Origin of the sequence: Micromonospora sp. NPDC000207 (assembly GCF_040300925.1) — a bacterium.
Lineage (GTDB): Bacteria > Actinomycetota > Actinomycetes > Mycobacteriales > Micromonosporaceae > Micromonospora.
In genome coordinates, this window is record NZ_JBEPEQ010000030.1 from 40,968 (window position 1) to 52,208 (window position 11,241).

The window sequence follows — 11,241 nt, forward strand, 5'->3', positions numbered from 1 at the left end:
GCCCCTCCTCGGATCTCGTGGCTGGGCCCGTAGGCTACTGGAAATTATTCGGCGTTGGAATTATTCTGCCGTAAGTTTTCCCGTTGCGCGAGCGCGGGGCGGCAGTTCGTCGGCAACAGGGGAGGTTGGCATGACGTCACCGGTGGGTTTGCACCGCGTCGTGGAGCCGGCGGGGGTGTTGCCTCAGGCGGCCTGGCGGTTGGATCCGGATCCGCGGATCGGGCCGAACGAGGTGCGGTTGCGGGTGGAGCGGTTGACTCTGGACGCGGCGAGCCTGCGTCAGTTGCGGGACAAGCACGGTGGTGACGGGGAGAAGGTCCGCGCCGAGGTGCTGGAGATCATCGAGACTCGGGGCAAGATGCAGAACCCGGTGACGGGTTCGGGTGGGATGTTGATCGGCACCGTCGCCGAGGCGGGTCGACGGTCGCCCCTGGGGCTGCGGGTCGGGGACCGGGTGGCCACGTTGGTGTCGTTGACGTTGACGCCGTTGGCGGTCACCGACGGGTTGGTCCGGTGGGACGGGCGCAGCGAGCAGGTGCCGTGTGAGGGGTACGCGATCCTGTTCGCCCGGTCGATCGCGGTGGCGTTGCCGACGGATCTGGATCCGGAGTTGTCCCTGGCGGTGTTGGACGTGTGCGGGGCGCCGGCGTTGACGGGGCGGGTGGTGGCCGAGCAGGTGCAGCGGCGGAGTCGGGAGGGTGACGGGCGGCCGGTGACGGTGGCGGTGCTCGGTGGGGCGGGTAAGAGCGGGTCGTTGTCGTTGGTGGCGGCGCGGCGGGCGGGTGCCGGTCGTACGGTCGGGGTGGTGCCGGTGTCGGCGGAGCGGGAGGCGTTGGAGCGGGCGGGGGTGGCGGATGCGGTGGTGGTGGCGGATGCGCGGGATCCGGTGGGGGTGTCGACGGCGGTGACGACGGCGTTGGGGGTGCCGGCGGACGTGACTGTGGTGTGTGTGGACGTGTCGGGGTGTGAGCACGGGGCGGTGTTGGGCACTGCCGACGGTGGGACGGTGGTGTTCTTCTCGATGGCGACGAGTTTCGCGTCGGCGGCGTTGGGGGCGGAGGGCCTGGCGGCGGACGTGACGATGCTGGTGGGTAACGGTTACGTGCCGGGGCATGCGGAGTCGGCGTTGGAGTTGGTGCGTTCGGAGCCGGGGGTGCGGGCCCTCTTCGCGGCTCGTTTGGCGGCACACTGACGTGATGACGAACGCCTCGAACCTTTCGAAGTCGGGCCCGGGTCCTGCGACGTTGTACCGGGGTGGGGTGTTGCACTGTCCGGCGGTGCCGGGTGCGACGGCGTTGTTGGTGCGGGACGGGCGGATCGCCTGGTTGGGGGTGGACGCGGACGCGCCGGCGGCGGATCGGGTGGTGGATGTGGAGGGTGGGTTGGTGACGCCTGCTTTCGTGGACGCGCACGTGCACACGTCGGACACCGGTCTGGCGTTGTCGGGGTTGGATCTGTCGGGGGTGCGGTCGGCGGGGGAGTTGTTGGCGGCGGTGGCGGGGTTCGCCGGTGGGTTGCCGTCGGATGCGGTGGTGTTGGGGCACGGGTGGGACGAGTCGCGGTGGGCGGATCCGGTGTTGCCGGATGCCGACGAGGTGGGTCGGGCGGCGGGTGGCCGTCGGGTGTATCTGTCGCAGGCGTCGATTCATTCGGCGTTGGTGTCGCGGTCGTTGTTGGCGGCGTGTCCGGAGGTGGTGTCGGCGGCGGGGTTCGACGGGTCGGGGTGGGTGCGGCGGGACGCGCATCATGTGGTGCGGGTGGCGGCGCGGGGGTCGGTGTCGCGGGCGCAGCGGGTGGCGGCGCAGCGGGTGGCGTTGCGGCGGGCGGCGTCGTTGGGGATCGCGGCGGTGCACGAGTGTGGTGGTCCGGTGATTTCGGATGAGGAGGATTTCACCGGTGTGTTGGGGTTGTCGGGTGTGGGGTTGCCGGAGGTGTACGGCTATTGGGGTGAGTTGGGTGGTGCGGCGCGGGCGCGGGAGTTGGGTGCGGTGGGGGCGGGTGGTGACCTGTTTGCGGATGGGGCGTTGGGGTCGCGGACGGCGCATGTGTCGGTGGCTTATCGGGATGGTGAGCCGGGTGGGTGTGGGCATGGGTACGTGACGGCGGATGAGGTGCGGGATCACCTGGTGGATTGTGCGGCGTACGGGTTGCAGGGGGGTTTTCACGCGATCGGGGATGCGGCGATCTCGACGGTGTTGGAGGGGTTCGCGGGTGCGGCGCGGCGGTTGGGTGTGGAGCGGGTGCGGGCGGCGCGGCATCGGGTGGAGCATGCGGAGGTGATGAGTAGGCGGTTGATTGCGGGGTTCGTGGAGTTCGGGATCGTGGCGTCGATGCAGCCGGCGTTCGATCGGTTGTGGGGTGGGGAGGGTGGGATGTATGCGGCGCGGTTGGGGTCGGAGCGGGCGTTGGCGTCGAATCCGATGGGGGCGATGCACGGGGTGGGGGTGGCGTTGGCGTTCGGGTCGGATTCGCCGGTGACGCCGTTGGATCCGTGGGGTTCGGTGCGGGCGGCGGTGTGGCATCACAGTCCGGGGCAGCGGATGAGTGTGCGGGCGGCGTTTGCGGCGCATTCGCGGGGTGGGTGGCGGGCGGTGCGGTTGGACAACGAGGGGGTGATCGCGTTGGGTGCGCCGGCGACGTTTGCGGTGTGGTCGACGCCGGCGGGGGTGGAGCGGGGGTTGCCGGTGTTGGTGGCGGCGGATCCGGAGTTGCGGGGGGTGGGGGATCCGACGCCGTTGCCGGTGTGTCGGCGGACGGTGTTGCGTGGTGAGGTGATTTTCGGGGAGGGGGCGTCGTGAGCGGGCGTGGTGGTGAGGGGGGCGTGGTGGGGAAGTTGGGTTTGGATCCGGTGGTGGTGGGGCGGGCGCGGGAGTTGGCGGGTCGGGTGGGTCTGCCGGTGGTGGAGTTGGCGCGGAGTCATACGACGGTGTCGGTGGAGCGGGCGGTGTTGCGGTTGGCGGGGGTGTCGGGGGCGGATCCGGATGGGATTCCGTGGGTGAACCGGTTGGTGGATGCGGTGGTGGCGGATGTGGGGTTGGGGCATGGGGTGGCGTTGCCGGTGTTCGATGCGTTGGTGCGGGAGGGGGTCGGGGATGTGACGGGGTTGGCGCAGCGAACGGCGGGTGGTGGGGTGCGGTTCGAGGTGCCGGTGGGGCGGGCGGCGGGGGTGGCGCGTCGGGCGGCGCGTCGGGCGGTGGGGGTGGGGGTGCGTCGGGTGGATCGGCGTCGGGTGGAGCGGGATCGGTTGGTGCGGCGGCATGGGGATCCGGTGCGGCGGCCGTGGGTGTATCTGATCGTGGCGACGGGTGACATCTATGAGGACATTCCGCAGGCGCAGGCGGCGGCGCGGGCGGGTGCGGATGTGATTGCGGTGATCCGGTCGACGGGGCAGTCGTTGTTGGATTATGTGCCGGAGGGGGCGACGCGGGAGGGTTTCGCGGGTACGTATGCGACGCAGGAGAACTTCCGGTTGATGCGGGCGGCGTTGGACGAGTCGTCGCGGGAGTTGGGTCGGTATGTGCGGTTGACGAATTACGCGTCGGGGTTGTGTATGCCGGAGATGGCTGTTCTGGCGGGTCTTGAGCGGTTGGACATGATGCTCAATGATTCTATGTACGGGATTTTGTTTCGGGATATCAATCCGATTCGGACTTTTGTGGATCAGCGTTTTTCGCGGCAGGTGCATGCGCGGGCGGGGATCATCATCAACACGGGTGAGGATAATTATCTGACCACTGCTGATGCGGTGGGTGAGGCGCACACGGTGACGGTGTCGCAGTTGTTGAACGAGTATTTCGCGCATGAGGCGGGTTTGCAGGACTGGCAGTTGGGGTTGGGGCACGCGTTCGAGATCGATCCGGATGTTCCGGATTCTTTGCGGTTGGAGTTGGCGCATGCGTTGTTGGCTCGGGAGTTGTTTCCGGGGGCGCCGTTGAAGTGGATGCCGCCGACGAAGCACATGACGGGGGATGTGTTTCGGGGGAATCTGTTGGATGGGTTCTTCAATTTGGTGGGGGCGATGACGGGGCAGGGGATTCTGCTGGTGGGGATGATGACGGAGGCGGTGGTGACGCCGTGGTTGTCGGATCGGGACATCGCTTTGCAGAACGTGCGGTACGTGTTGGGGGCGGCGGGTGGGTTGCATGAGGATTTCGTGCCGGCGCCGGGTGGGTTCGTTCAGCGGCGGGCGCATCGGGTGTTGTCGGAGGCGGTGGAGTTGTTGGAGCGGATCGGTGAGCGGTCGTTGTTGACGGCTATCGGTGAGGGGACGTTCGGGATCATGCGGCGGCCGGCGGATCGGGGGAAGGGTCTGGACGGGGTGGCGCGGCAGGAGGAGGGTTATTTCAATCCGGCGACGGAGCTTCTGGAAGGGGGGCGGGTGTGATGGGTGTGGGGGCGGGTTCGGTGGTGCGGCCGTACGGGGACACGACCGGTGACGGGATGGTGCAGGTGTCGTTCACGTTGCCGGTGCCGCATGACAAGCGGGCTGAGGGTGCGGCGGTGCAGTTGGCGAATCGGATGGGTGTGGATCCGGCGATGTTGGTGCATGCCCGGCAGATGGGGGACGGGTTCACGTTCTTTGTGGTGTATGGGCGGGTGAGTCATCTGGTGGATCTGTCGGCGGTGCGGGTGGTGGAGCGGGATTTCCCGACGTTGTCGGCGTCGGAGGTCAATGCTGTGGTGCGGCGGGGGTTGCGGCGGAAGTTGTCGGTGGTGGGGGCGTGTATCGGTACTGACGCGCACACGGTGGGGATCGACGCGATCCTCAATGTGAAGGGGGTGGCGGGGGAGAAGGGGTTGGAGTATTACCGGGAGTTGGCGGTGACGAATCTGGGGGCGCAGGTGAGTGTGCCGGAGTTGGTGGAGGCGGCGCGTCGGGAGCGGGCGGATGCGGTGTTGGTGTCGCAGGTGGTGACGCAGCGGGACGCGCATCTGCACAACACGCGGGAGATGGCGGCGGCGTTTCGGGAGGCGATGCCGGCGGGGCGGCGGCCGTTGTTGGTGGTGGGTGGGCCTCGGTTCGACGAGTCGATGGCGGGGGAGTTGGGGGTGGATCGGATTTTCGGTCGGGGGACGACGCCGGGTGAGGTGGCGTCGTATCTGGTGCATGCGTTGGTGACGGGTCGGGGGGTGGGGCGGTGACGGATCCTCGGGTGGGGGTGTCGGTGACGCATCGGCGGTATGTGCCGTATTCGGCTGCGCACTATGCGGGGAGTCTGGTGGACGGGGCGTACGCGTTGGGGTTGTTCGGGGATGTGGCGACGGAGGTGTGTATCCGGTTGGACGGTGACGAGGGGTTGTTCGCGTCGTACGCGCAGGTGCAGTTCCGGGCGCCGATTCGGGCGGGGGACGTGGTGGAGGTGGTGGGGACGGTGACGCGGGTGGGGTCGCGGAGTCGGACTGTGGATTTCGAGGCGCGGGTGGTGTGTCGGGGGCGGCCGGATCGGGGTGGGTCGGCGGCTGAGGTGTTGGCGGTGCCGGTGGTGGCGGTGACGGCGACGGGCACTGTGGTCGTGCCGGTGGTGTCGTGAGTCTGGTGGTCTGCGCCGATGTGGGGTCGACGTTCACGAAGGCGGCGGTGGTCGACGTCGACGGGGGTGTGGTGGTGGGGGTGGGGTCGGCGCGGACGTCGGTCGGTACGGATGTGATGGCTGGTCTGGAGGCGGCGGTGGGGGTGGCGGGGGAGGGTCTGCCGGTGGCGGGGGTGCCGTGGCGGGTGTGTTCGTCGGCGGGGGGTGGGTTGCGGTTGGCGGTGGTGGGTTACGAGATGTTGGTGACGGCGCAGGCGGGGCGGCGGGTGGGGTTGTCGGCGGGTGCGGATGTGGTGCATGTGGCGGCGGGGCGGTTGGGTGGGGCGGGGGTGGCGGCGTTGCGGGCGGCTCGTCCGGATGTGGTGTTGCTGGTGGGGGGGACCGATGGTGGGGATGCGGAGGTGTTGACGCACAACGCGGTGCGGTTGGCGCGGGCGCGGTGGCGGGTGCCGACGGTGGTGGCGGGGAATGTGGAGGTGCGGGACGAGGTGCGGGGGGTGTTGGCGGGGGCGGGGGTGCCGGTGTCGGTGGCCGACAACGTGTTGCCGCGGATCGGGGAGTTGGTGCCGGCGTCGGCGCGGGGGGTGATCCGGGAGGTGTTCCTGCGGCATGTGATCGGGGGGAAGGGGTTGTCGCGGGGGTCGCGGTTCGTGCGGTTGGTGCGGGCGGCGACGCCGGATGCGGTGTTGTCGGGGGTGGAGGTGTTGGCGGAGGTGGTGGGTGGGGATCTGTTGGTGGTGGATGTGGGTGGGGCGACGACTGACGTGTATTCGGTGTTGACTCCTGACGAGCGGGCGGTGGGGCCGGGGCGGCAGGTGGCGGGTGGGTGGTGGCGGGCGCGGACGGTGGAGGGGGATCTGGGGGTGCGGTGGAGTGCGCCGGGGGTGGTGCGGGCGGCGGCGCGGGAGCGGTTGTTGGGTGCGGGTGAGGAGGAGGTGTTGGGGGTGGCGGCGCGGGGGCGGGCGGCGGATCCGGGGTGGTTGGCGGTGGACGGGGTGGAGGTGGGGGTGGATCGGCGGATCGCGGAGTTGGCGGTGACGGTGGCGGTGCGTCGGCATGCCCGGGGGGTGGGGTCGGGGGAGTGGGCGGGGCGGGATCTGCGGGATGTGCGGTTGGTGGTGGGGTCGGGTGGGGTGTTGCGGTGTGTGTCGGGGGGTGTGGGGGTGGTGGGGTCGGTGTTGGGTGATCATGCGGGGGGTTGGGCGGTGCCGAGGGCGGCGCGGGCGGTGGTGGATGGTGACTGTGTGTTGGCTGCTGCGGGGTTGTTGGCGCAGGAGTTTCCGGGGGCGGCGCGGGCATTGGTGGCGGGGCGGTTCGTCACGGTGTGAGCATGGTCGGCGACGCGCGGGGGCGACACGCCGCACCGGGTGTGCGACTGGCCGGGGGCGGGTTGACAGGGCTGGGGGTCCAGCACGTACCGTCTTTGAGTCCTACTACGGGAAGCGGCTGTTGTTCGCTTCGTCCCTTCGTCCGCTGGCCGAGTGACACGGTGCGATGTGTTGCGGCGGCCAGGTCCAGCGGACGGGGGTCGGCGGGGCGGCGCGGACCGGCTGCGGTTACCGGTGTTCGGGCAGGGTGTGGTGCACGGCCAGTAGACAACGGCCAGGCGGGGGCAGCCAGTTTGCCGTCGGGTCGGTCCGAAGGTCGGCGTGCCGCATTCTCGCCGCACCGGCCGGGAAGGGCCTGGGAGCATCGGGGCGCGGCGTACGCCGCGCCCCGATTTGTCGTGGTGGCCACCGGGTGGTGGCGGGCCGGTGGGTGGTGGCGGCGGGTAGCCTTCGGCGGGTGATCGTGGTGAGGTGCCGGTGACTACCCTGGATCGGGAGCGGACGCGGGCGGGGTGGCCTGGTCGGGGCTTTCCCGTGGGGGCGGCGTTGCCGCTGCGGGTGGCTGTGCCGTTGGCGGTGGCGGCGGGTGTGGCGCTGTTGGTGGCGTTCCCTCCGTACGGGTGGTGGCCGTTGGCGCCGGTGGGGGTGGCGTTGTTCGCGGCGGCGGCGCACCGGCGGCGGTTGCGGGCGGGCGCGGCGGTGGGGTTCGTGGCCGGGGTGGCGTTGTTCGCGCCGTTGCTGTCGTGGACGAACCTGCACACCGGTTATCTGCCGTGGGTGTTGTTGTCCGTGGTGCAGGCCGTCTATCTGGCGGTGTTGGGGGTGGCGGTGGCGTGGGTGTCGCCGGTGGTGGATCGGGTGCGGTGGAGTTGGCCGTTGGTGACCGGGGTGTTGTGGGTGGGGCAGGAGGCGGTGCGTGGCCGGTTCCCGTTCGGGGGTTTCCCGTGGGGGAGGTTGGCGTTCAGCCAGGACGATTCGCCGATGCTGCGGTTGGCGGCGGTGGGTGGGGCGCCGTTGGTGACGTTCGCGGTGGCGGTCGTGGGTGGGCTGGTGGTGGCGGCGGGGTGCCGGTGAGCGGGTGACGGTGGCGGTGGTGCAGGGCAATGTGCCGCGGTTGGGGTTGGATTTCAACGCGCAGCGGCAGGCGGTGTTGGACAACCATGTGCGGGCCACCGTCGACCTGGCCGAGCAGGTGCGGGCGGGGCGGGCGGCGCGACCGGACGTGGTGGTGTGGCCGGAGAACTCCAGTGACATCGACCCGTTGCGTAACCCGGGGGCGGGGGCGGAGATCTCCCGGGCGGCCGACGCGATCGGCGCGCCGATCCTGGTGGGTGCGGTGTTGTTGGGTGAGCAGGCCGGGCAGGTGCACAACGCGGGGATCCTGTGGCGGCCGGGCACCGGTGCCGACATGTCGCAGCTGTACACGAAACGGCATCCGGTGCCGTTCGCCGAGTACGTGCCGATGCGGAAGCTGGCGCGGATGGTCAGTGCGCAGGTCGACCGGGTGCGGTCGGATTTCGTGGCGGGTACCCGGCCGGGGGTGGTGGCGTCGGGGCCGGTGGTCCTCGGTGACGTGATCTGTTTCGAGGTGGCCTACGACGGGCTGGTCCGGGACACGGTGACCGGTGGGGCGCAGGTGTTGGCGGTGCAGACGAACAATGCGACGTTCAACGTGGCCGAGGCCCGCCAGCAGTTGGCGATGGTGCGGTTGCGGGCGGTGGAGCACGGCCGGGAGGGGTTGATGGCCTCCACGGTGGGGGTGTCCGGGTTCGTGACCCCCGACGGGCGGGTACACCAGGCCACCGAGTTCGACACCGCCGCGGTGGTGACGCGGCAGATGCAGGTGGGTGACGGGCGGACCGTGGCCACTCGGGTCGGGGTGTGGCCGGAGGTGGTGCTGGTCGTGGTGGCCGGTGCGGTCCTGGTGGTCGCGGCGGTGGCGCGGCGGCGCGGTCGACTCGACTAGGTCGTGTGGTGCCCGGGCCGGCCGGTGGTCGGCGTCGACGGGAGGAGAGCACGGTGGCCGAGGCGGTGCGACGGGGTGCGGGTGGCCGGCCGGGTCGGGTGCTGGTGGTGATCCCCACCTACGACGAGGCCGACAACGTGGCGGCGATCGTGGCCCGGGTGCTGCGGGCCGACCCGGCGGTGCACGTGTTGGTGGCCGACGACAACAGTCCGGACGGTACGGGGGTGGTGGCGGACGGGTTGGCCGCCGCCGACGGGCGGGTGCACGTGCTGCACCGGCCCGGTAAGGAGGGGTTGGGGGCGGCGTACCTGGCGGGGTTCGCGTGGGCGCGGCGGCGCGGGTACGACGCGGTGGTGGAGATGGACGCCGACGGGTCGCACGCCCCGGAGGATCTTCCGCGGTTGTTGGCGGCGGCCCGGGACGCGGACGTGGTGATCGGGTCGCGGTGGACGGCCGGTGCGCGGGTGGTGAACTGGCCGGTGCGCCGGTTGTTGCTGTCGCGGTGCGGGAACCTGTACGCGCGGTGGGCGTTGGGGATGCCGGTGTCGGATGCGACGGGCGGGTATCGGGTGTATCGGGGGGCGGCGTTGGCGGCGTTGGATCTGGGGTCGGTGTGTTCGCAGGGGTATTCGTTCCAGGTGGAGTTGTCGCGGTTGGCGCATCGGGCGGGGCTGCGGATCGTGGAGGTGCCGATCACGTTCGCCGAGCGGGAGCGGGGGGCGAGCAAGATGAGTCCCCGGATCGTGGTGGAGGCGTTGTGGCGGATCACCGGGTGGGCGGTGCAGGACCGTCGGGCGGCGTGGCGGCGGGGGTTGCACGGGACGCCGGACGGTCAGGTGCGGTGGCCGTGATCGCGGGCGTGTCATGCTGGAGGGGCCGGGGACGCGCCGAGGAGCGGATGGGGTGACATGCGCCGGGGACTGAGGTTGGTGCCGCTGGGGCTGCTGTTGGTCGTGGTGGCCGAGGTGGCGGTGTTCGTCGCGGTGGGCCGGTGGCTGGGTTTCGGGTGGGCGGTGTTGTCGGTGTTCGCCGCGTCACTTGCCGGGCTGGTGTTGCTGCGGCGGGAGGGTATGCGGGCGTGGCGGGGTTTCCGGGTGGCTGCGGAGTCGGGGCAGCCGCCGGGGCGGCAGGTGACCGACGGGCTGTTGGGGTTGTTGGGTGCCCTGTTGTTGGCGGTGCCGGGTCTGTTCACGTCGCTGGTGGGGGTGGTGTTGTTGGTGCCGCCGGTGCGGTCGGCGGCCCGGGCGGGGGTGCAGCGGGCGGCGGAGCGGCGGGTGTCGTCGATGGTGGCCGGTGACCTGTTCGGTCCGCGGAAGGTGCGGGTGTACCGGGGTGATCCGCAGCCGGAGCCGGCGTCTTCGGGGCAGGGGCCTGTGGCGGAGGCGACGGTGGTGGCGGAGCCGGTGGTCGACGCGGGTGCGGCGATCGAGGGTGAGATCGTGGAGCCGCGCCGCCGGTGAGCGGGTGGACCAGCTGACGACGACGCGCCCCCCGGAAGAACGTCCTTCCGGGGGGCGCGTCGGTGGTGTGTGCGCTCAGGCGCGGCCGCGGCGGGTGCGGACCTCCTGGAGCCGTTCGGCGAGGATGTCCTCCAGCTCGGTGATGGAGCGGCGTTCCAGCAGCATGTCCCAGTGGGTGCGGGGGGGCTTTGCCTTCTTCTGTTCCGGCTCGTTGCCGTCGACCAGTCGGGCGACGCTGCCGTCGAACTTGCATTCCCAGGTGACCGGGACCTCGGCGTCGACGGCGAACGGCACCTCGAACTGGTGGCCCTTGGCGCACAGGTATTCCCGGGTCTGCCGTGGCGCGAGCTCGGTGTTGCGGTCGGACTCGTAGCTCACCGCGCCCAGACGGCTTCCGCGCAGCATGCGCTCGCCCATGATCGACTTCCCCTCGTTCGTGGTGCTGGTCTTATCGTGTAACGGTCCGTGGTCGCCGGGTTGTTCCCGCCCCCGGGTGGTGGTGGCCGCGACGGACCGCGCCCCCGCAAGGGTAACCGGCCGCGCGAGTCGCCCGGCGGGCTCGTCCCCGGCCGGGCTCGTGCGACACCGCCGACGCGCCGGTGTCGTCGCTGACGGGGCCGGTCGGGTGTTCCTCGGTGTCGACGCATCGTAGCCGCTGGACCGTACCGTGCGGGGCGGATCCCCCGACGACGCGCCGCAGGTCACGGGGTGGGGTCAGCGGGGTGGGGGTGCGCCGAGCCGGGCCAACGCCGAGGCGAGGTTGCTGACCTGGTCGGCCAGCTGCGTCGCCCGCCGCTCGGCGACGTCCCGGTCGGCGTGGGCGGCGCGTAACCGCTGCTCCAGGTCGGCGTGCCGGGCCTGGGCGGCGGCCACGGCGTCCCGGGCGGCCTCCACCTGGGCGGTGAGGTCGTCGGCGCGGGCGGCGGCGGTGTCGGCGTCGGCGCGGGCGGCGGACG

Annotated in this window: 9 protein-coding genes and 2 pseudogenes; 9 read left to right on the plus strand and 2 right to left on the minus strand. The window is 71.1% G+C overall.

The genetic code is table 11. The features are described from left to right. Window positions 1–130: 130 nt before the first annotated feature. The 9 genes and pseudogenes from kdd to ABT336_RS10230 all read left to right on the plus strand — a co-directional run bounded on the left by kdd (window position 131) and on the right by ABT336_RS10230 (window position 10,285). Entirely contained in the window at window positions 131–1,192 is a 1,062-nt protein-coding gene (kdd, locus tag ABT336_RS10190; RefSeq protein ID WP_350896201.1) for an L-erythro-3,5-diaminohexanoate dehydrogenase, read from the plus strand. Window positions 1,193–1,196: 4 nt separating this feature from the next. Beyond that, entirely contained in the window at window positions 1,197–2,798 is a 1,602-nt protein-coding gene (locus ABT336_RS10195; RefSeq protein ID WP_350896202.1) for an amidohydrolase, read from the plus strand. 23 nt (window positions 2,799–2,821) lie between these two features. Further along, window positions 2,822–4,384, plus strand: coding sequence for a lysine 5,6-aminomutase subunit alpha (gene kamD, locus ABT336_RS10200; RefSeq protein WP_350896211.1), 1,563 nt, complete (start codon window positions 2,822–2,824; stop codon window positions 4,382–4,384). Continuing rightward, window positions 4,384–5,142: a lysine 5,6-aminomutase subunit beta gene (gene kamE, locus ABT336_RS10205; protein WP_350896203.1), complete on the plus strand. Its 759-nt coding sequence runs from the start codon at window positions 4,384–4,386 to the stop codon at window positions 5,140–5,142. The genes kamD and kamE overlap by 1 nt, the downstream gene beginning before the upstream one ends. Beyond that, the gene (kal, locus tag ABT336_RS10210) at window positions 5,139–5,531 is read left to right on the plus strand and encodes a 3-aminobutyryl-CoA ammonia lyase (protein WP_350896204.1); all 393 of its coding nucleotides are present in this window, start codon (window positions 5,139–5,141) and stop codon (window positions 5,529–5,531) included. Before kamE ends, kal begins: the two co-directional genes overlap by 4 nt. Further along, window positions 5,528–6,859 (plus strand): glutamate mutase L, encoded by a 1,332-nt coding sequence (locus ABT336_RS10215; RefSeq protein ID WP_350896205.1) that lies wholly within the window; start codon window positions 5,528–5,530, stop codon window positions 6,857–6,859. Before kal ends, ABT336_RS10215 begins: the two co-directional genes overlap by 4 nt. Window positions 6,860–7,274: 415 nt before the next feature. After that, window positions 7,275–8,825: pseudogene (gene lnt, locus ABT336_RS10220) on the plus strand (apolipoprotein N-acyltransferase). 53 nt (window positions 8,826–8,878) lie between these two features. Further along, complete coding sequence (locus ABT336_RS10225) at window positions 8,879–9,676, plus strand: polyprenol monophosphomannose synthase (protein ID WP_350896206.1); 798 nt, start codon at window positions 8,879–8,881, stop codon at window positions 9,674–9,676. Between the two features lie 57 nt (window positions 9,677–9,733). Beyond that, entirely contained in the window at window positions 9,734–10,285 is a 552-nt protein-coding gene (locus ABT336_RS10230; RefSeq protein WP_350896207.1) for an FxsA family protein, read from the plus strand. Between the two features lie 75 nt (window positions 10,286–10,360). On the opposite strand, the gene ABT336_RS10235 is transcribed toward ABT336_RS10230, so the two are convergent. Continuing rightward, window positions 10,361–10,702: an RNA polymerase-binding protein RbpA gene (locus tag ABT336_RS10235; RefSeq protein ID WP_350896208.1), complete on the minus strand. Its 342-nt coding sequence runs from the start codon at window positions 10,700–10,702 to the stop codon at window positions 10,361–10,363. 297 nt (window positions 10,703–10,999) lie between these two features. After that, a pseudogene (locus ABT336_RS10240) lies at window positions 11,000–11,241 on the minus strand (hypothetical protein); the annotation flags it as partial.